This window comes from Amycolatopsis camponoti, from assembly GCF_902497555.1.
GTDB classification, from domain to species: domain Bacteria; phylum Actinomycetota; class Actinomycetes; order Mycobacteriales; family Pseudonocardiaceae; genus Amycolatopsis; species Amycolatopsis camponoti.
Genome location: NZ_CABVGP010000002.1, coordinates 670,655 through 689,718, shown reverse-complemented (window position 1 = coordinate 689,718; position 19,064 = coordinate 670,655). Strand labels below are relative to the sequence as shown.

Annotated in this window: 18 protein-coding genes; 7 read left to right on the top strand and 11 right to left on the bottom strand. The window is 69.6% G+C overall.

The annotated features are described in order from the left end of the window. The first annotated feature begins 173 nt into the window (after positions 1-173). Positions 174-827, top strand: a complete 654-nt coding sequence (locus tag AA23TX_RS23770; RefSeq protein WP_155545079.1) for an ACT domain-containing protein — start codon at positions 174-176, stop codon at positions 825-827. 65 nt (positions 828-892) lie between these two features. On the opposite strand, the gene AA23TX_RS23765 is transcribed toward AA23TX_RS23770, so the two are convergent. The 4 genes from AA23TX_RS23765 to AA23TX_RS23750 all read right to left on the bottom strand — a co-directional run bounded on the left by AA23TX_RS23765 (position 893) and on the right by AA23TX_RS23750 (position 5,398). Further along, positions 893-1,387, bottom strand: a complete 495-nt coding sequence (locus AA23TX_RS23765) for a GNAT family N-acetyltransferase (protein WP_155545078.1) — start codon at positions 1,385-1,387, stop codon at positions 893-895. Beyond that, positions 1,380-3,560: an NAD-dependent DNA ligase LigA gene (gene ligA / locus AA23TX_RS23760; RefSeq protein ID WP_155545077.1), complete on the bottom strand. Its 2,181-nt coding sequence runs from the start codon at positions 3,558-3,560 to the stop codon at positions 1,380-1,382. Before ligA ends, AA23TX_RS23765 begins: the two co-directional genes overlap by 8 nt. 11 nt (positions 3,561-3,571) lie before the next feature. Then, positions 3,572-4,276 carry a hypothetical protein gene (locus AA23TX_RS23755; RefSeq protein ID WP_155545076.1) on the bottom strand — a complete coding sequence of 235 codons (705 nt, stop codon included), beginning with the start codon at positions 4,274-4,276 and terminating at the stop codon, positions 3,572-3,574. Positions 4,277-4,360: 84 nt separating this feature from the next. Next, entirely contained in the window at positions 4,361-5,398 is a 1,038-nt protein-coding gene (locus tag AA23TX_RS23750; protein WP_155545075.1) for a uroporphyrinogen decarboxylase/cobalamine-independent methonine synthase family protein, read from the bottom strand. 134 nt (positions 5,399-5,532) lie between these two features. Here AA23TX_RS23750 and AA23TX_RS23745 point away from each other — a divergent pair, with 134 nt between their 5' ends. The 5 genes from AA23TX_RS23745 to AA23TX_RS23725 all read left to right on the top strand — a co-directional run bounded on the left by AA23TX_RS23745 (position 5,533) and on the right by AA23TX_RS23725 (position 9,948). After that, positions 5,533-6,357 carry an LURP-one-related family protein gene (locus tag AA23TX_RS23745; protein WP_155545074.1) on the top strand — a complete coding sequence of 275 codons (825 nt, stop codon included), beginning with the start codon at positions 5,533-5,535 and terminating at the stop codon, positions 6,355-6,357. 104 nt (positions 6,358-6,461) lie between these two features. Further along, positions 6,462-7,505: an MBL fold metallo-hydrolase gene (locus tag AA23TX_RS23740; RefSeq protein WP_155545073.1), complete on the top strand. Its 1,044-nt coding sequence runs from the start codon at positions 6,462-6,464 to the stop codon at positions 7,503-7,505. Positions 7,506-7,573: 68 nt separating this feature from the next. Continuing rightward, a complete protein-coding gene (locus AA23TX_RS23735) occupies positions 7,574-7,975 on the top strand; it encodes a GNAT family N-acetyltransferase (RefSeq protein ID WP_155545072.1) in 402 nt (133 codons plus the stop codon). Between the two features lie 10 nt (positions 7,976-7,985). Then, positions 7,986-8,438, top strand: a complete 453-nt coding sequence (locus tag AA23TX_RS23730) for a GNAT family N-acetyltransferase (protein WP_155545071.1) — start codon at positions 7,986-7,988, stop codon at positions 8,436-8,438. A 229-nt stretch (positions 8,439-8,667) separates the two neighbouring features. Further along, on the top strand, positions 8,668-9,948 hold the full coding sequence (locus AA23TX_RS23725; RefSeq protein ID WP_155545070.1) for a DUF222 domain-containing protein: 1,281 nt from the start codon (positions 8,668-8,670) through the stop codon (positions 9,946-9,948). A gap of 7 nt (positions 9,949-9,955) precedes the next feature. Here the strand turns inward: AA23TX_RS23725 and mnmA are convergent, their stop codons facing one another. From mnmA to AA23TX_RS23705, 4 genes are all read right to left on the bottom strand, one after another. After that, positions 9,956-11,047, bottom strand: a complete 1,092-nt coding sequence (gene mnmA, locus AA23TX_RS23720; protein WP_155545069.1) for a tRNA 2-thiouridine(34) synthase MnmA — start codon at positions 11,045-11,047, stop codon at positions 9,956-9,958. 4 nt (positions 11,048-11,051) lie between these two features. After that, positions 11,052-12,248 (bottom strand): cysteine desulfurase family protein, encoded by a 1,197-nt coding sequence (locus AA23TX_RS23715; protein ID WP_155545068.1) that lies wholly within the window; start codon positions 12,246-12,248, stop codon positions 11,052-11,054. A gap of 64 nt (positions 12,249-12,312) precedes the next feature. Beyond that, positions 12,313-13,680: an MFS transporter gene (locus AA23TX_RS23710; protein WP_155545067.1), complete on the bottom strand. Its 1,368-nt coding sequence runs from the start codon at positions 13,678-13,680 to the stop codon at positions 12,313-12,315. A gap of 44 nt (positions 13,681-13,724) precedes the next feature. Next, positions 13,725-15,008 carry a helix-turn-helix transcriptional regulator gene (locus AA23TX_RS23705; RefSeq protein WP_155545066.1) on the bottom strand — a complete coding sequence of 428 codons (1,284 nt, stop codon included), beginning with the start codon at positions 15,006-15,008 and terminating at the stop codon, positions 13,725-13,727. A gap of 150 nt (positions 15,009-15,158) precedes the next feature. On the opposite strand from AA23TX_RS23705, the gene AA23TX_RS23700 reads away from it, so the two are divergent. Further along, entirely contained in the window at positions 15,159-16,061 is a 903-nt protein-coding gene (locus AA23TX_RS23700; RefSeq protein ID WP_155545065.1) for an NADP-dependent oxidoreductase, read from the top strand. A gap of 196 nt (positions 16,062-16,257) precedes the next feature. Here the strand turns inward: AA23TX_RS23700 and AA23TX_RS23695 are convergent, their stop codons facing one another. From AA23TX_RS23695 to AA23TX_RS23685, 3 genes are all read right to left on the bottom strand, one after another. Then, positions 16,258-17,142 carry a lysophospholipid acyltransferase family protein gene (locus tag AA23TX_RS23695; protein ID WP_155545064.1) on the bottom strand — a complete coding sequence of 295 codons (885 nt, stop codon included), beginning with the start codon at positions 17,140-17,142 and terminating at the stop codon, positions 16,258-16,260. Next, positions 17,139-17,921: a GNAT family N-acetyltransferase gene (locus AA23TX_RS23690; RefSeq protein WP_155545063.1), complete on the bottom strand. Its 783-nt coding sequence runs from the start codon at positions 17,919-17,921 to the stop codon at positions 17,139-17,141. Before AA23TX_RS23690 ends, AA23TX_RS23695 begins: the two co-directional genes overlap by 4 nt. A 158-nt stretch (positions 17,922-18,079) precedes the next feature. Beyond that, entirely contained in the window at positions 18,080-19,039 is a 960-nt protein-coding gene (locus AA23TX_RS23685) for an electron transfer flavoprotein subunit alpha/FixB family protein (RefSeq protein WP_155545062.1), read from the bottom strand. Positions 19,040-19,064: the final 25 nt, after the last annotated feature.

The following is a 19,064-nucleotide window of genomic DNA, read 5'->3' as shown; positions in this document are numbered from 1 at the left end:
CGTCGGCGGACTCGACTGGGTTACGCCCGGCGCAGGCCGGGTGCCGTCCGGCGACACCGACGTCCCGCCCGGCGGACAGAGGGTCCGCTGGCCGGGTGGGTCTGTCACAATCGGCGACCGGCATCGAGCGTCCCACGGCAAGGCTGGGACGCCAGAGGCGAGAGGGGCGCGTCGTGTCGTTCCTGATCCGGGTCCTCCTTCCGGACAGCCCGGGAACCCTCGGCGCGGTCGCCACGGCGCTCGGCACGGTGGGCGCCGACATCCTCAGCGTGGACGTCGTCGAGCGCGGCACCGGAGTGGCGGTCGACGACCTGGTGGTTGAACTCCCGTCCGGTCGGCTGCCCGACGCGCTCATCACGGCGGCGGAGAGTGTCGAAGGCGTCGAAGTGGACGCTGTCCGCCCCTACGCGGGCGTGCTCGACACGCACCGCGAGCTCGAACTCGTCGAAGAGATCGCCGCGCAGCCGAAGTCCGGCCTCGACATCCTGGCCGAAGGCGTGCCCCGGATCGTGCGCGCCGGCTGGGCGATGATCGTCGAACACTCCGAGACCGGCGCCCTCCGGCTGGCGTCGTCGAGCGCCGCGCCGGAGACCCCGATCACCGACCTGCCCTGGCTGCCGCTCGAGCGCGCGACGGTGCTCGACGGCGAAGAAGCCTGGATCCCGGAGACGTGGAAGGAACTGGGCACCGAGCTGGCGGCCACGCCGCTGGGCAAGCCGGGCAAGGCGCTGCTCGTCGCCCGCCCCGGCGGCCCGGCCTTCCGAGCGGCCGAGGTCGCCCGGCTGGCTCACCTCGCCGGGATCGTCGCAGTCGTCCTCGACGGCTAGCCCCGCACGTTGCCGAAAAGGGGACTAGGCCGTGTCGGCTCGTCCCCTTTTCGACGAACGCCAAGTCAGACGTCGATCTGGTAGGCGATCAGGCTGATGTGCGGAAACGGCCGCCAGTCCCGCTCTGCCAGGCGCGCGAACCCGAGTCGCTCGTAGAGCCGGTGCGCGGCTTGCATCCGGTCGAGACTGCTCAACACCACCTTGGGGATGCCCAGCGCCCGCGCACGGCCGAGCACGGCCCGCGTCAGCGCCTCGCCGACACCGCGACCACGCGCCGACGGCGCCACCGCGAGCATCCGGAACTCCAGCTCTCCCGGACGCGAGATCTCGGCGTACGGCGACCCCGGCCGCACGACGGTCACGGTGCCAAGCACCTCCCCCGACGCATCGACGGCGACGAGCACTTCGGCCAGCTCGGCCCGGCTCGCGACGTCACGCAGCTTCGCGTCATAACCGACATCACCGGCCAAGTGACCATCGGCGTCGTAAGCCTGGACCGTGACCTCGCCCGCGGCGGCGTACTCCTCGGGCCGCGGTGGCCGGATCTCGACATCAACCATCCGTCTCCCCAGTCTCGTCTTCGACGCTCTCATCGCCGGCCGGCAGCGCCACCTCCTGCGCCGCCTCGGGCCCCCGCTCCAGCAGGACACGGAAGCCGGCTTCGTCGAGCACCGGCACCTTGAGTTGCACAGCCTTGTCGTATTTCGAACCAGGCGAATCCCCGACGACGACGAACGAGGTCTTCTTCGAGACCGACCCGGCGGCCTTGCCGCCCCGGGCCATGATGACCTCCTTGGCCTCGTCGCGGGAGAAGCCGTCGAGCGAACCCGTCACCACGATCGACAGGCCCTCGAGGTTGCGCGGGATCGACTCGTCGCGCTCCTCCTCCATCCGCACGCCGGCGCGTCGCCACTTTTCGACGATCTCCCGGTGCCAGCCGACCTCGAACCACTCCTGCGTCGCGTGCGCGATGGTCGGGCCGACGCCGTCGACGTCCGCGAGCTCCTCTTCGGTGGCCTGCTCGATCCGCTCGATCGAACCGAACTCGCGGGCCAGCGCCTGCGCCGCAGTCGGCCCGACGTGCCGGATCGACAAAGCGACCAGCACCTTCCACAGTGGCCGATCTTTGGCCACGTCGAGGTTCGCGAGCAGCTTTCGCGCGTTCGCGGACAACTCGCCGGCCTTCGTGCGGAACAGCTCGACCTCGGCGAGGCTGTCCTCGTTCAGGTCGAAGACGTCACCCTCGTCGGCGACCACCCGCGCATCGAGCAGCGCGACCGCGGCCTCGTACCCGAGGACCTCGATGTCGAAGGCGCCGCGCCCGGCCAGGTGGAAGAGCCGTTCCCGCAACTGCGCGGGACAGAACCGCGTGTTCGGGCAGCGGATGTCCTTGTCGCCTTCCTTCTCGTAGGCGAGCTCGGTGCCGCATTCCGGGCAGTGGGTGGGCATGACGAACTCGCGCTCTTCGCCCGTGCGCGCGTCCACCACCGGCCCGAGGACCTCGGGGATGACATCACCCGCCTTGCGAATGACGATCCGGTCACCGATCAGCACGCCCTTGCGCTTGACTTCCTCCTGGTTGTGGAGGGTGGCCCGCGCGACGGTCGACCCCGCGACCGTGACCGGCTCGGTGACCGCGAACGGGGTCACTCGTCCGGTGCGCCCGACACCGACCTGGATGTCCAGCAGCGTGGTGATCGCTTCTTCCGGCGGGTACTTGTAAGCGATCGCCCACCGCGGCGCCCGCGACGTCGTGCCCAGCCGGCGCTGCAGCGCTACCTGGTCGACCTTGATGACGACGCCGTCGATCTCGTGCTCGGCGTCGTGCCGGTGCTCTCCCCAGTAGACGATGTGCTCGGTGAGTTCCTCGGCCGTGGTCAGGACCTTGCTGTGCGGCGACACCGGCAGCCCCCACGCGGCCAGCGCGTCGTACGCCTCCGACTGGCGCTGCGGCTCGAAGCCCTCGCGCTTGCCGAGACCGTGGCAGATCAGTCGCAGCCGGCGCTCACGGGTGATCTTCGGGTCCTTCTGGCGCAGCGAACCGGCCGCGGTGTTGCGCGGGTTCGCGTAGGGCGGCTTGCCCGCTTCGACCATCTTCGCGTTCAGCTCGAGGAAGTCCTCGACGCGGAAATAGACCTCGCCGCGGACCTCGACCAGAGCGGGCACAGGGAACTGCTCGGTGCCTGTGAGAGTCTCGGGCACCTGGTCCAGAGTGCGCATGTTCAGCGTGACGTCTTCGCCGGTCCGTCCGTCACCGCGAGTGAGCGCCCGGGTGAGTTGACCGTTTTCGTACAAGAGGTTGATCGCCAGGCCGTCGATCTTCAGCTCGGCGAGGAACTCGGTGCGGCCGACCTCCTTCTCGACGCGTTCCACCCAGGCCAGGAACTCGTCCCGGTCGAACACGTTGTCCAGGCTGAGCATGCGCTCGAGGTGGTCGTGCGCGGTGAACTCGGTCGAGAAGGTGCCGCCGACGCGCTGGGTCGGCGACTCGGGCGTGACCAGCGACGGGTGTGCGTCCTCGATCCGCTGCAGTTCGCCGAGCAACTCGTCGAACTGCCCGTCGGAGATGATCGGCGAGTCCAGGACGTAGTAGCGGAACTGGTGGTTGCGCAGGTCCTCCGCGAGGGCCACGTGCCGCTCGCGAACCTCGGCCGGGACGTCGGCGACGTCCTCGGCGGCCACCGGGGCGTCGACCGCCGCAACCTGGTCCTGGGGAAGTTCGGTGCTGCTCACGGGTGGTAACCCTAGTCGGGGGGACCGACAATTTCGTCGGTACCGCTGGCCAGTCCGCGGACCAGTTCACGGAACTCCGGAAGGGTGATCGCACCGGCCGGCTCGGCCGCCGCAGTCTCCACACGCCGTAGTCGTTCGGCGGCCAGACGTTCACCCAATGTCGCGTCGAGCGGGAGGAACGTCATGGTCCGCCGGGCGGCTTCGTCGAGGTCGGCGAAGCCCGGGTGGAAGACGGCGACGTCGACGACGTGCTCGTCCTCGTCGACCTGCGCGACGACCCGGACGTCGGCCAGCGCGATCCGGTGCTCACCGAGGTTGACGGTGACCTCCGTCGGATCGGGCACCGGCGGGACCGAGTCGTGGTACTCCCAGATCGCGTCTTCCGGCGGCGCCGCGGCCCGCCACGCGTCGGTGAACGGGCGCAGCTCCGGGTCCTCCTGACCGGTCACGACCAGGGCGTAGATCGCCCGGCGACCACGTTCGAGCGAAAAGTGCAGCCGCGGGTGCAGCGCCTCGACCAGCTGGCAGAGCTCGTGCTCCACGCGGTGCGGTTCACCCTCGCCGAGCGCCGCGCTGATCATCGGGAGCAGGTCGTACCAACCGCGCCAGAACGCCTCTGCGGCCGCCGCCGGGTCATCGGGTACGTGCTGCTCGGGCCACGCGGTGCGCGGGTCGGGCGGATCGGCGGCGGTGTTCTTGCGGCGGAACAGGCGCATGGTTAAGGGTGGTCCTCGTTCGGTCGGCTACCCCGCCACGCTACTGGCCGGGCCGCGCGGACGTCGGCGAGTCGCAAGATTCCGTCACCAGCCTTCCGGGGGCTCCACGAAGGCCTTGCCGAGATCGCGCGTCAGCGAGAGGGCCCGGCGCATCCATTCCGGCGTGGCTCCGGCGAGGCCGCAGGCGGGGGTCGGCACCGCGCGTTCGGCGAGGACGCTGCGGTTGAAGCCGAGCCGGTCGGCCAGTCGGAACGCCGGCTCGCCGACGTCCTTCAGGGTCAGCGGAGACGCGGGGGCATTCGTCGGGACCGCGCCCAGGAACAGCGTCGCCCCGCCGTCCCAGACCTCGCCGATCTCGTCGAGGAACACGGCGGAGGCGCCGTCGAGCGCCGCGAGGTCGAAAGCCAGAGCGTCGGCTCCGGCGTCGCGCAGCAGACCGAGCGGTGGCTTCGCGGCACAGCAGTGCAGGATCACCGGCCGGCCGGTGATCGCCCTCGCGCCGTCGATCACCGTCGCGAGCAGGTCACGGGCCTCGGGCTCCGGCACCGCGGCGACGTTTCCGTAGCCGGACGGCGTCGACAGGCCACCGGCCAGCACCGCGGGCAAGGACGGCTCGTCGAACTGGACGACGACCGGTGCCCCGGTCCTGGCCTGGACCTCCGCGACGTGCCCGGCGAGGCCGTCCAGCAGGGAGGACGTGAAGTCCCGCAAGGCGCCCCGGTCGGTGAGCACCCGATGGCCACGGGGCAGTTCGATCCCGGCACCGAGCGTCCACGGGCCGGCCAGCTGGACCTTGAAGACCGGCGGGGTGGCACCGGCCTTCTCCCGCGCTTCCTGCACGGCGTCGAGATCCCAGCGAAGCAGGTCGACGGCCCGGCGGTGCTCGTGGCCCGGCCGCGCCGCCACGCGGTAGCCGCTCGGCACGACCTCGACGGCCAAGTCGACCAGCAGTGCGGCGGTGCGGCCGAGCATGTCGGCACCGACGCCGCGGGCGGGCAACTCCGGCAGGTGCGGGAAGTCCGGCAGCTCGCCGAACAGGATCTCCGCCGCTTCCGCGGGGTCCGTGCCCGGCATCGAGCCGATCGCCGTCGCGGCACCGCTGGGCCAAGCTCGCTCATTCACGACCACCGATTCTGGTCGACCGCCCGCGGGCGGCGCCGACCGGGCTGCCGCACCGAGCCGTCCGGAGACAGACATACGCCGCATTTGCCTTTACCGGCACCGTGGCGGGGTCAGCGCGGATAGGCTCACCCGCCATGACGAGTTCGCCACCGCAACCGGGCTGGTATCCCGACGCGCGGGACCCCCGTCTGCACCGTTGGTGGGACGGCCGGGCCTGGACCACCAACACCCGGCCGGCCAATCAGGCGTCGCCACCGAGCGACTCCGAGCTGATCGAGCTGGACATCGAGCGGGCCCACGATCCGGCACGCGTCCAAGACCAGGTCAGTCGCGCGACGCGCGGCCGGGGAGCCGCGCGCGCCGGCGGCGGGACGCTGTTCACCGAGCCGGTCCTGGTGGTCAACCAGCGCGCGAAGCTGATCGAGATGGCCAACGAGTTCGGCGTCTTCGACCAGCACGGCACCCGGCTCGGCGGAGTCGTCGAGGTCGGGCAGAGCACCTTGAAGAAGGCAATCCGGCTGCTCACCAACTACGACCAGTTCCTGACCCACAAGTTCGAGGTCCGGGACGCCAACCACAGCACCGTGCTCAAGGTGACGCGGCCCGCCAAGGTCTTCAAGTCGCGCTTCCTCGTCACCAGGGCCGACGAGACTCCGATCGGCGAGATCGTCCAGGAGAACGTCTTCGGGAAGATCCGCTTCGGCTTCGTCGTCGACGGCCGCTCGGTGGGCGGGATCTTCGCCGAGAACTGGCGGGCCTGGAACTTCTCGATCCGCGACCACGCCGACACCGAGGTCGCCCGAGTGACCAAGACGTGGGGCGGGTTCCTCAAGGCCGCCTTCACCACCGCCGACAACTACGTCGTGGAAATCCCCCACCCGCTGCCCGATCCGCTCGCCAGCATGGTGGTCGCCGCGGCCCTCACGATCGACACCGCCCTGAAGCAGGACACCAACTGAGCGAGTGACCGGCGTCTCAGCTCCCCCAGGTGGACAGCGCGCCCGGCACGGCTCAGGGTGAATGGAGGCCGGGACATCGCAGTCTCGCCGGGACGGAGGTCACCGTGGAACCGTTGCCGGAAAGCAGCGACAGGAACTGGACCGAGCCCGGAGTCTACGAGGTCTCGGCCGGCGTTTACCGGATCCCGCTGCCTCTACCCAACGATGCTCTGCGCGCGGTCAACGTCTACGCGGTCACCGACGGCGACAGGCTGGTCCTGGTCGACTCGGGCTGGGCGCTGGGCGTAGCTCGGGAACAGCTCGCGAATGCACTCGGCGGGATCGGTGCGGAACTGGCCGACGTCAGCGAGTTCCTCGTGACCCACGTGCACCGCGACCACTATTCACAGGCTGTCGTCCTTCGGCGCGAGTTCGGCTCGAAGATCGCTCTGGGCCAGGACGAAGAGCCGTCGTTGAAGGCTTCCGGCAACCCCGACCGGCTGCCGATGGAGGCCCAGATCGACTTGCTGTTCCAGGCCGGCGCCGGCGAAGTCGTCGAGGCCTTGGCCCGCGACTTCGGCACGGATCGCCGGCACACGGAGGCGGACCTCTGGGAAGCTCCCGACGAGTGGCTGACTCCGGGACGACGCTCGATCCTGCCCGGTCGCGAGTTCGATGTCGTCGCCACTCCCGGTCACACGGCCGGCCATGTCGTGTTCGTCGACGACAGCGCCGATCTGCTGTTCTCCGGCGATCACGTGCTGCCGCACATCACGCCTTCGATCGGATTTCAGCCCGTGCCGGCCGAGTTGCCGCTCAACGACTTCATCGACTCGCTGCGCCTGGTGCGCGCGATGCCGGACCGCCGCATGCTTCCCGCGCACGGTCCGGTGTCCGAAAGCGTGCACACACGGGTCGACGAACTGCTGGAACACCATCGGCAACGCCTCGAGACGATCGGCTCCCAGATCACCGCCGGCGCGGGCACCGCTTTCGAGGCCGCGCACCGGATCGGCTGGACCCGCCGCAACCGCAAACTGTCCGAAATGGACTCGTTCAACCAGACACTCGCAGTCCTGGAGACTGCGGCGCATCTCGACCTGCTGGTGTCCCAGGGCAAACTGACCGCCCAGATCGTCGAAGGTGTCCGCCACTACACGATCCCCTGACCGGCACCGCGGGTAGCCACGTCGTCGCAGTTACGACGCTCGGCCGAGCGTCCTGCATACTGGGTGAAATGGATGTCATCAGGCGTGCCAGGGCGACGGACATCGAGGCGATCGTGCGCCTGTTCGGTGCGCCGGGCGAGCCGCTGGCAGCCGCACTTCGAGAGCTCATGAACACCCCGCACGTCACACTGGTCGTCGCCGAGGACGACAACGGCGTCGCCGGCACCGCCCAGCTGACGGTGCTGCGAGGGCTCGCGTGGGAAGGCGCGACCCGCGGCTTGCTCGAAGGCATCCGCGCCGCGCGGCGTGGAGTGACCAGCGCGCTTCTGACCTGGGGCATCGACGAAGCCCGTCGACGAGGTTGTAGCCGCCTTCACCTCGATTCCGGCCTCAAGCGCGCCGACCTGCGGGAGTTCTACGCGCGCTTCGGGTTCGAGCAAAGCTATCAAGGGTTCACCCGCGTCCTGTGATACTGGCGCGGTGAGCGACTACACGATCCGCAGGGCACGGCGTGAGGACATCGGCGCGATAGTGCGCATGTTGGCGGACGACCAGCTCGGCGCGGCGCGCGACGACCCCCACAACCTCGCGCCGTACCTGAGCGCTTTCGAGCAAATCGACGCAGATCCTAACCAGTTACTGGTCGTCGTGACCGCCGACGACGAGCCGGTCGGGACGTTGCAGTTGACGCTCATCCCCGGCCTTGCCCGGCGCGGTGCCCTTCGCGGCCAGGTCGAGGCCGTCCGGATCCACGCCGACCATCGCGGCTCCGGGCTCGGCTCCGACCTCATGCACTGGGCGATCGACGAGGCTCGACAACGCGGATGCGCACTCGTACAGCTCACATCGGACGTCTCGAGGACCGGCGCTCACCGGTTCTACGAGCGGCTCGGCTTCGTTCCCAGCCACACCGGTTTCAAGCTCACGCTCTGAGCATCGAAGTCGTTGCAATACAACGGACTCTCCTTTGTCCGAATAGGACGTTGACTCGATCAGCTTCCTCCCGGAATCGGCGACGCACACGTACACGCACGCGAACCATTCCGAATCAATTCGCGTACGTCAAGTCGCGAAGGGCGCGAAAGGACCGTTCGCTCCCTTTTACCACCCATTCTTCTGAATCTCGGTGACATTTCCCGCGAGGCCTCGTACCGTCGGGCTCATGACAGCTTCGCAACCGCTCCGCAAACTTGTCCCTCCCGCCGGCTCCTCGAGCACTCACGACGAGCTACCGTTCGTGCTAAGAACCGTCCGGGCCGACCCGGATGTGCTGCAACGCATGAAAGATGACCAGCTCGTCGATCTGATGCGCATCACTGATGCCGAGATCTCCAAGCTGCAAGCCCTGCAACTACGGGCGATCGCAGACCTCAGCGTGCGCCGGAGACGGGCGCCCGGTACAGCTTCCGAAGTGGCGTTGGCCCTGTCCATCACAGAACATCGGGCCGGCACCATGGTCTCGGCGGCGAACGCGCTGATCGCCCGGCTTCCCCGAATGCTCAATCTCATGGACGACGGACGGCTCGACCTGTATCGCGCCATGAAGGTCACGGATGCGACGGCATGGTTGTCCAGAGACCACGTACGCCTCGTCGACGCCACGCTCGAGGACCGCGTTCCAGGACGCAATGCCACCCAGGTCCGCCGGGCAGCGGCCTATGCGGCGGCGAAAGCCGATCCGGAAGGCGCGGCGCAGCGCACCGAACGGGCCTTCGTCGAAAGGCGGCTGGCTCTGCACCATCAGGACACCGGCGTGACCAGTCTTTCGATCAACAACGCCACCACCGAGAAGGCGACCGCGGCCTACACACGTATCGACCAAGCTGCCCGAGCCTTGAAGACCTCGGACGAGTCTCGAACGCTGGACCAGCTCCGGGCGGACGTCGCCATGGATCTGCTGCTCAGCGGAATGGGCGGCCCGAGCGAGCGCACCGAGGTGTTCCTGCACGTCGACTTGGCGACCTATCTCGGTGTGAGCGACTCGCCGGCAGTTCTGGCCGGACGCGGACCCATCGCGGCCGCGGTGGCACGTCGCATCATCAGCGGCTCCGACACGACGCTCCGACGAGTCCTCACCGATCCGCGCACTGGCCGAGCGATCGAGCTGTCACCGACGCGGTACCCGCTGGATCCGGCGCACGACGAGTTCATCCGGGTCCGGGACCGCGAGTGCCGGCAGCCCGGATGCACGCGCCCTGCGCAGAACTGCGGGATCGAAGCGACCCGGGCTCAGGGCGAGAGCGAGGGGGCAGCCGATCAGCCGGTCACGTACTGCTCGCGGCACCGCAGGCTGAAGAGTCGGCCCGGTTGGGACTACGAAATCACCTCTGATGGCACGGTGAACGTCGCAACGCCAGCCGGCCGGACGCACTCGACAACACCGCCGTCGATGAGTTCAGGCCGGCGGCGAACGAATCGGAGCCGCAAGAAGCCGCGGCTATGACCGAGGGTCAGCGCGTGCCCGAGATCTTCGCGCTGCCCAGGACGATGTCCCCGCCATCGGCATCCGGTCGGTAGAGCACGACGACCTGGCCCGGGGCGACCCCGCGCAGCGGTTCGCGCAGATGCAACGTCATGGTGTCGGAGTCCACGTCGGCGACCGCGTCGACGATGCCTCCGTGCGCCCTGACCTGCACTATGCACTCAGTCGGTTCGGTCAGCGGCTCGCCACTGGGCCAGATCGCGCGGTCGGCCTCGATCGTCTTGATCCCGAGCCCTGCCGCGGAGCCGACTTTGACGGAGCCGGAAACCGGTTCGAGCGACAGGACATAGCGAGGACGGCCGTCAGGCGCCGGGGCCTCGATCCCGAGTCCCTTACGCTGTCCGACGGTGAATCCGTGCACTCCGGTGTGACGGCCGAGCACCGCGCCGGTCTCCGCGTCGACGAGTTCACCAGGGCGCTGCCCCAGCCGGTTCTCCAAGAACTTCTTGGTGTCGCCGTCCGGGATGAAGCAGATGTCGTGGCTGTCCGGCTTGTTGGCGACGGACAGACCACGCCGCTCTGCCTCGGCACGCACATCGGTCTTCCACGAGTCACCCAAAGGGAACATGGCGTGGCTCAGCTGCTCCGCGGTCAGGGAGGCGAGTACGTAGGACTGATCCTTGCCGCTGTCGGCACTGCGGCGCAGCTCGGGTACGCCGTCCATCACGGAGAGGCGCGCATAGTGGCCAGTCGCGACCGCGTCGAAGCCGAGAGCCATCGCCTTCTCGAGGAGAGCTTCGAACTTGATCTTCTCGTTGCAGGTGACACACGGGTTCGGCGTGCGGCCTGCGGCGTATTCGCCGACAAAGGTCTCGACGACCTCTTCGGTGAAGCGCTCCGCGAAATCCCAGATGTAGAAAGGGATTCCGAGGATGTCAGCGGCCCGCCGGGCGTCGTGTGAGTCTTCGATGGTGCAGCAACCGCGTGACCCGGTGCGCAAGGTGCCGGGTTTGGCCGACAGCGCCAGGTGCACGCCGACGACGTCGTGCCCGGCATCGACCGCACGTGCCGCAGCCACTGCCGAGTCCACTCCTCCGCTCATCGCGGCCAAAACCCGCATTGCCTTACACCTCTTGCTTCTGGTTCTGCTTGCGCATTCCTGCCAAGCCGGCCTGCCGGGCACGCGTGACGACTCCGCCGATCTCGGCGGCTACCGCCTCTACGTCCGCGGAGGTGGATGTGTGACCGAGAGAGAAACGGAGAGACCCCCGAGCAGCTGCAGGGTCGGCGCCCATGGCGAGCAGCACGTGGCTCGGCTGGGCGACGCCTGCTGTACACGCGGACCCCGTCGAGCATTCGATGCCCTTGGCGTCGAGCAGCATCAGCAGGCTGTCGCCGGCGCAACCAGGAAATGTGAAGTGAGCGTGGCTGGGGAGCCGCTCACCGTCGTCACCGTTGAGGATGGCGTCGGGTACTTCACGCTGGATGACTTCGATGAGTCCGTCGCGGAGCTCCTCGACACGCTTTGCGTAGTCAGCCCTGGTCGAGACACTGGCTTGGACCGCAGCCGCGAAGCTGACGATCGCGGGGACGTCGAGGGTGCCGGAACGAACGCTGCGTTCCTGGCCTCCGCCGTGAAGGAGGGGGACGCACGTCACATCGCGGCCGAGCAGGAGGGCACCCACGCCAAAGGGGCCACCGAGCTTGTGTCCGGTCAGGGTGAGTGCGGCGGCGCCGCTGGCCGCGAAGTCGACCGGGACGGCGCCGACGGCCTGGACCGCGTCGGTGTGGAGCGGGATGTCGAACTCGGCGCAGACCGCGGCCAGCTCGGCGATCGGATTGATCGTCCCGACCTCGTTGTTGGCCCACATCACCGTGACCAGCGCCACGGCTTCGGGATCCGCCGCGATCGCCGCTCGGAGGGTGTCGGGTGAGACGCGCCCCTGGCTGTCGACCTCCAGCAGCGTGATCTCGGCGCCGCAATGGGATTCGAGCCATTCGACCGTGTCCAGTACGGCGTGGTGCTCCGCGGCGCCCACCAAGATGCGACGACGCTGCTCCTGCTCGTCGTGGCGGGCCCAGAAGATGCCTTTGAGTGCGAGGTTGTCGCTCTCGGTGCCGCCGCCGGTGAAGATCACTTCGGAAGGACGGGCGCCCAGAGCATCGGCGATGGTTTCACGAGCTTCCTCGACCATCCGCCGGGCGCGACGACCCGAAGAGTGCAACGCGGAGGCGTTGCCCACGTTGGACAGCGCCTCGGTCATCGCCGCTATGGCTTCGGGCAACATCGGAGTGGTCGCCGCGTGGTCGAGATAGGTCATCGCTCCATCAGGGTAGTCCGCTCCACCGCGTGACGAAGCCCACCCTGGCCCTCGAAGTGGGCTGTCACACCTTCGACGGCCAGCGTCCGGTCAGCCGGACCCCCAGCAGCGCCAGTGCCACCAAGGCCACTGTGAGCAGGGCCATCGCCGGTGACGGATCGAGAACCGAGCCCACCAGACCGAGCAGGACGCCGCCCAGGCCGATGAGCAGCGCGGAGCCCACCCAGTCGGCCAGCTGCATCGCCGAGGTGTTGAAGCCGCGTTCACCCTCGGGTGAATAGCGCAGCAGGAGGACGGAGATCGCCGGCATCGCGATCCCCATGCCCGCGCCGCCGACCGCGCACGCCACGAACGCCGTCCAGGCGGGGAACCAGGGCTGGGAGACGAGGCCGAAGCACACCAAACCGGCCGCGACCAGCCAGAACCCTGTGCGGAGGGATGCTTCCCTCGACCAGTTGAGGAACCGGCCTTGCGCCGCAGAAGCCGCTGACCAGCCCAAGGCTGTGATCGTCAGTGGCAGGCCGGCGAGCGCCGGGCTGTAGCCGTGGACCGCGCTCATCGTCAGGGGCAAGTACGCCTCCATTCCGGCGTAAGCGCCCGCGATAAGAGCACGGGAGGCGATGACCGTCGGGAGGCCGGGGCGAGATGACAGCGTTCCGGTCGGAAGCAGCGTCCGGAGGGCCCAGCCCAGGGCGACGAGCCCGGCCGCGCCGTAGACGAGGGCCAGCAACGACTGGTGCTGGGCCGCCCACGTCAACGCCGCGACGCCGAGGGCCGCGACGATCGCCTTGACCACGCCTGCGCGATGGCCGCCGGCGAACGGCATGTGCGCCGGTAGGCGACGGATGACCACCACCAGCATCGCCGCCCCGATGACCACCAGCGGAACCAGGCCGAGGAAGACCCAGCGCCAGCCGATGCTGGCCGTCACCACTCCGGCCAGGGACGGCCCGATCACCGCCGGCAGGACCCAGGCGGCCGCGTTCGCCGCGTAGATCACCGGGCGTTCCTGGTCGGTGAACGTCAACGCGATCAGGAGCGAAACCGAAACCAGGAGGAGCCCCGAGCCGAAGCCCTGCAAGGCGCGGCCGAAGAGGAACGTCGGCATTCCACTCGCTGTCCCCGCGAAGACCAGGCCCACCGCGAACAACACCGGCCCGGCCAGCAGCGCGGGCGCCGGGCCACGGCGGTCGCCGATCCGGCCCGACAGCACCGTCGCGACCACGCTCGAAATGAGGAAGATCGTGAACGGCCACGAGTACAGGGACAACCCGTGAAGGTCGGCGACCAGGGTCGGCATCGCTGTCGCGACGCCCATGTTCTCGAACGCGACCAGGGTGACCACGAGCAGCAGCGCGATCGTCGTCAGGCGGTGCTCCGCCGTCCAGAGCACGCTGCGGCGACGGGGTGTGGAGTCGAGCGTCGAGGCCATGATCAGCAGCGTGCAACCTCCAGCCCGCTGGAGGTCAAGCCGGTTCAGGCCGTCCGGCGCGCCACCGGCTCCAGGCGCAGGTCGCGAGCCAGCGCGGCGGCCTCGCCGCGGGAGCTCACGTCCAGCTTGTCGAGGATGTTGCGGACGTGGAACTTCACGGTGTGCTCGCTGAGCTGCAACTGCTCGGCGATCTGCCGGTTGCGCCGGCCCTGCGAGATCCCGGTCAGGACCTCGACCTCGCGCGGGTTGAGCCGGTCGAGCGGACGCAGTTCCGGCGGTTCGGCGATGCCGAGCGGGAGGACCGCGGTGACCGTCGTGCCCCAGCCCGGCACCGCGTCGACCTCCCAGTGACCGCCGAGGGTGGCGAGCCGGTCGGTCAAGCCGCGGGCGGGGATCGCGTCGGCGACCTCGGGGCTGTCGTCGCGGACCGTGATCCGCAGCACCGGGCCGTCGAGCCGCCACGACGCCCGCAGGCGCGTGGTCGTCGGACGGTCCAAGGCGGCGAGCACCAGCCCGCGCGTCATCGTCCGCGCTGTGTGGGCGATGTCCTGTGGAAGCGACGCGTCACCGGCCGGGTCGACCAAGTCGACTTCGACCTCGGTGTGGCGGACCAAGTCGGCGAGCTGGGTCCGGAGCAGGGCGAAGGCCGTGCCAGCCCGTTCCTCGGACATGGCTTGGTCGCGATCGATGACGCCTTTCAGCTCCAGCAGCGAGTCGGTGGCCAGGTCGACCGCGGTGCGGCGGGCGACGACGTCGGAGAGACGTCCGGAGCGCAGCACCGCCAGGAGCGTGGTCAGAGCCGCCGCGTGGGTTTGGCCGAGGTCGGTGATCGCCTGGGCCCGAGCCGTGGCCGCCGCGAGGTTGCCGGCCAGGACCTCCGGGCCTGGGTCGGCCGCGCGCTGGCCCGCGTCGGTGCTGAGGACGTGCCACAGCTGCGCGGCCAGCTCCAGTTCAGCCGCCGGCAGTTCGGTGTCCTCCGGAACGACAGCCAGCACCGCGCCCTGGCCGACCGCCGGCATCGACGAAAGAAGGACGAGACGGCGCTCGACGCCGCCCAGTACGCCGTCGACCACCAGGGCCTTGCCCGGCTCGCTGCGGTCGACCAGCCGTTGCAGCTCGACGCTCGTCACGGCGTCGGCGATCACTTGGTCGCCGACGACCTTGAGCGGGCTGCGCGGACAGTCGCCGGTCTGCATGGCCGCCGCGCGGTGCGGGATCAGCTTCCCCAGCTCGGCGGAGAACCCGAGCAGGAGGTGCGGCCGCGGCGCCGACAACAGCCGCTGGACGACGTCCAGCACGTGTCGCGGATCCGACCAGGAAGCGTCCATGCGTCCAAGGTAGGCGCGTCCGCGAAGGCGCAGCCTGCTCGTCCGGCTAGTGAACACTGCTCGTCCGGGTGGTTCGGCGGAATAGCGGCGCGAGTTGACTCCTTGGAGAGGACATTCGAAGTCACAGACCCGAGGAGCGCAGCGAACACCATGCGAGCGATCACCTTCTCCGCCTACGGCGGGCCGGACGTCCTGCAGCTGTCCGAGGTTCCGGTGCCGGAGCCCGGCCCGGGACAGGTGCGGCTGGCCATCCGGGCCGCCGGGATCAACCCGGTCGACTGGAAGATCCGCAACGGCTTCATGCAGCAGAGCTTCCAAGTCGCCTTCCCGCACATCCCTGGTCTGGAGGTGGCGGGCGTCGTCGACGCCGTCGGCGAGGGCGCGGACTTCGCCGTCGGTGACGAGGTGTTCGGCTGGTCGGAGACCGGCGCGTACGCCGAGTACGCGCTGGCGAAGACGCTCGCGCCGAAGCCCACCGGCATTTCGTGGGCGGACGCCGCGGCATTGCCGGTCGCCGGCGAGACGGCGCTTCGCGTCCTCAGGCTGCTCGAGGTCCGCGAAGGCGAGACGCTGCTGATCCACGGCGCCAGCGGCACGGTCGGGCGGTTCGCCGCGCAGGTCGCCGTCGCCCAGGGGCTGACCGTCATCGGCACCGCCGGCAGCCGGAACCTCGACGACCTGAAGTCGCTGGGCGTCGTCCCGGTGCTCTACGGCGACGGCTGGCTGGACCGGGTCCGCGAAGCCGCGCCCGGGCCGGTGGACGCCGTGTTCGACGCCACCGGACACGGAGTGCTGCCCGGGTCGGTCGAGCTGCGGGGCACGAAAGACCGGATCATCACCATCGCCGACGGCGCCGCGTTCGAGCTGGACATCCCGTTCTCGAGCGGAGGCGACCAGTCGCGTGAGGTCCTGACCGGGATCGCCGGCTGGGTGACCGACCACGGCCTCCGCATCGCCCAGGGCAAGAGCTACCCACTCGCCGAGGCCGCCACTGCCCAGGTCGAGAGCGAGAACGGGCATCCCGGAGGGAAGCTCACGCTCGCTGTCGGCTGAACGGACCGGGCTGGAGATCTCCCGGGCAGTACGGAGCCGAGATCACCGCGAGCCGAGTGAGTCCAGACGAACCGGCGCGAACTCGGAGTCGATCGAACGGGCCTGTCATCGGATCACGATGACAGGCCCGCGCTTACAAAACCGCGAACGCCTCCCGATCCGGGTCTGTCGCCGGATCGCGGCGACAGAGCCCGGATCAGTTCGCGGGAGGCGAAACCAGGGGGACCGGCTGGGGACGCGGAGTCCGCCGCCGCTGCTGGGCCGGGATCTGCACCGTCCCCAGCGCCGAATGCACCGCCGCCTCGGCGAGCGCCGCCAGCTCACGACGGTTCTCCGCGCGCCCCGGCGCGATCTCCGGGCAGATGTGGATCTCGAGCGCCAGCCCGCGCAGCGCCGCGACCCGGCGCAGGGACGCGATCAGCGACTCCGGGCCGATGAACGCCGGACGGCTCGTCTCGCGGCCGTCCGCGAGGCGGTACCTGAGCGCGATCGGGCGGACCGGGACGCCACCGTCGATGGCCGCCTGGAACGTCGCCGTCGTGAACCGACCGGACGCCAGTCCGCACCAGGTCGTGCCCTCCGGCGTCACGCTCACCAGCGAGCCCGTCCTGAGTGCGTCGGCCAGGGACGCCATCGTGGCCGGCAGTGTCGTCAGCCGCTCGCGGTCGAGGAAGATGCTGCCGCCGCGGCGGACCAGGCCGCCCAGCACCGGCCAGCTCGCGATCTCCTTCTTGGCCAGCGCGCGCATCGGACGCAGCGCGTTGATCGCGACGATGTCCAGCCACGAGATGTGGTTGTTGACCACCAGCGCACCACGGCCGGCGGGCGCGGTCAGGAAGTCCTCGCCGCCGTGGATGTCCAGCCGGACGCCGAACGCCCGCAGCACGCCGCGGAAGATCAGCCGGACCCGGCGCTCGCGACCCCACGACACCAGCAGCAGGGGCGCCGTCAGCAACGCCGAAAAAACGACGAAGACCGCCGCGGTGACGCGCAAGACGCGCCGGGGAAAAGCGACCACGGGGTCGGCGTCGGTCAGGCAGCCGTCGCCGCACGGCGAGGACGGCATCCAGGCGTGGCTCATACCTGGACCCCGAGGAAGAACTTCAGGTAGCGCTCGTCGACGTTGTGCAGGTCCAGCACGACGAAGAAGTCCGCGACGCCGAAGTCGGCGTCGAGCGCGGGCGGGCCGTAGGCCTTGGCGCCGAGCCGGACGTAGCCCTTGATCAGCGGCGGCAGGATCGAGCGGGCGGGGCGTTCGATCCCCGACGCGTCCCACGGGATCAGCGGCGAGACGCGCGTGGCCTCGTCCGAGTAGTGCTTGGTGCGCAGGACGTCCCAGACGCCGGCGGCGAACGACCCGCCGTCGACCAGCGGGACCGACGCGCAGCCGGCGAGGTAGCGGTGGCCGGAAAGCAGCATGTAGCGGGCGATCCCGGCCCAGACCAGGCTGACGACGGCGCCGCTGCGGTGGTCCGGGTGCACGCACGACCGCCCGGTTTCGACCAGGGACGGCCGCAGCGCGTCGAGCGCGCTCAGGTCGAACTCGCTGTCGGCGTAGAGCTTCCCGGCCTGCGCGGCGCGGTCCGGTGGCAGCATCCGGTAGGTGCCGACGATCTCGCCCGTGTTGTCGTCGCGGACCACGAGGTGGTCGCAGAACTCGTCGAACTCGTCGGCGTCGAGACCGGCGACCGGCGAGTGCAGCCGCGCGCCCATCTCCTCGGCGAAAACGCGGTGACGCAGCTTCTGCGCGGCGACCACTTCTTCGTTCGCATGGGCGACGAGAAGGGAGTACCGGGGAGCGTCCGCGGGAAGGTCGGCACCCGCCTGATCAGTGCTGACGAGGAGCTGTGACGTCGTCATGGTCAAGGTTTACCCGCGCGGAGGAAACCGCGGAGAGTGCCATCCGATGACCGATTAGTGCACGTTCAGTTAATGGCGGGTTCTCAGGCTTCTCTCAGGTCCCGGAAACGCGCGAAGGGCCTTCCGGGTGGTCCCGGAAGGCCCTTCGGAGCGTCGGATCAGCCCTTGCGCTTCTCGACCGCTTCGGTCAGCTGCGGCGCGACGTTGAACAGGTCGCCGACGATGCCGAAGTCGGCGATCTCGAAGATCGGCGCCTCCGCGTCCTTGTTGACGGCGATGATCGTCTTCGACGTCTGCATGCCGGCGCGGTGCTGGATCGCGCCGGAGATGCCGAGCGCGATGTACAGCTGCGGCGACACGGTCTTGCCGGTCTGGCCCACCTGGAACTGCGCCGGGTAGTAGCCGGAGTCGACGGCGGCGCGCGACGCGCCGACAGCCGCGCCGAGCGAGTCGGCCAGCTTCTCGACGACGTCGAACTTTTCCGCCGAGCCGACACCACGTCCACCGGAGACCACGATCGAGGCCTCGGTCAGCTCCGGACGGTCACCGCCGGTCACCGGCTCGACGCCGGTGATCTTGGTCGACTTCGCCGCGTCGGTGGCCGGGAGCTCGACGGTCTCCTCGGCCGCCGCACCCTCGGCCGGCTCGGCCTCGACCGCACCCGGGCGGATCGAGACGATCGGCGCGCCCTTCGCGGACTTCGACTTCACCGAGAACGCGCCACCGAAGATGGACTGGTCGATGACGCCGTCGCCGTTGACGCCCACGGCGTCGTAGATCAGGCCGGAGCCCAGGCGCACGGCCAGGCGGGCGGCGACCTCCTTGCCCTCACCGCTGGCGGTGACGAGCACGGCGGCCGGGGACGCCTGCTGCGCCAGCGCGGCGAGGACGTCCACCTTGGGCGTGACCAGGTAGTTCGCGGCGTCGTCACCTTCGGCGACATACACCTTGGCGGCACCGTGGGAAGCCAGCGACTGCTTCGCCTTGGCGGCGGTCCCGGTCGGGCCGACGACGACCGCCGACGGCTCACCGAGCGCGCGGGCCGCGGTCAGCAGCTCGAGCGTGACCTTCTTGACCTCACCGTCGACGTGGTCGACGAGGACGAGTACTTCAGCCATGTTCTTTGATCCTCCTCGAAGAGCC

What these genes read in the sequence shown, in the direction of transcription:
- AA23TX_RS23765 (WP_155545078.1), bottom strand. Translation starts at nt 1,387, where the DNA reads ATGGTTGATGTCGAGATCCGGCCACCGCGGCCCGAGGAGTACGCCGCC.
- AA23TX_RS23755 (WP_155545076.1), bottom strand. Translation starts at nt 4,276, where the DNA reads ATGCGCCTGTTCCGCCGCAAGAACACCGCCGCCGATCCGCCCGACCCG.
- AA23TX_RS23725 (WP_155545070.1), top strand. Translation starts at nt 8,668, where the DNA reads ATGACAGCTTCGCAACCGCTCCGCAAACTTGTCCCTCCCGCCGGCTCC.
- AA23TX_RS23735 (WP_155545072.1), top strand. Translation starts at nt 7,574, where the DNA reads ATGGATGTCATCAGGCGTGCCAGGGCGACGGACATCGAGGCGATCGTG.
- AA23TX_RS23710 (WP_155545067.1), bottom strand. Translation starts at nt 13,680, where the DNA reads ATGGCCTCGACGCTCGACTCCACACCCCGTCGCCGCAGCGTGCTCTGG.
- mnmA (WP_155545069.1), bottom strand. Translation starts at nt 11,047, where the DNA reads ATGCGGGTTTTGGCCGCGATGAGCGGAGGAGTGGACTCGGCAGTGGCT.
- AA23TX_RS23705 (WP_155545066.1), bottom strand. Translation starts at nt 15,008, where the DNA reads ATGGACGCTTCCTGGTCGGATCCGCGACACGTGCTGGACGTCGTCCAG.
- AA23TX_RS23715 (WP_155545068.1), bottom strand. Translation starts at nt 12,248, where the DNA reads ATGACCTATCTCGACCACGCGGCGACCACTCCGATGTTGCCCGAAGCC.
- AA23TX_RS23745 (WP_155545074.1), top strand. Translation starts at nt 5,533, where the DNA reads ATGACGAGTTCGCCACCGCAACCGGGCTGGTATCCCGACGCGCGGGAC.
- AA23TX_RS23690 (WP_155545063.1), bottom strand. Translation starts at nt 17,921, where the DNA reads ATGACGACGTCACAGCTCCTCGTCAGCACTGATCAGGCGGGTGCCGAC.
- AA23TX_RS23695 (WP_155545064.1), bottom strand. Translation starts at nt 17,142, where the DNA reads ATGAGCCACGCCTGGATGCCGTCCTCGCCGTGCGGCGACGGCTGCCTG.
- AA23TX_RS23685 (WP_155545062.1), bottom strand. Translation starts at nt 19,039, where the DNA reads ATGGCTGAAGTACTCGTCCTCGTCGACCACGTCGACGGTGAGGTCAAG.
- AA23TX_RS23700 (WP_155545065.1), top strand. Translation starts at nt 15,159, where the DNA reads ATGCGAGCGATCACCTTCTCCGCCTACGGCGGGCCGGACGTCCTGCAG.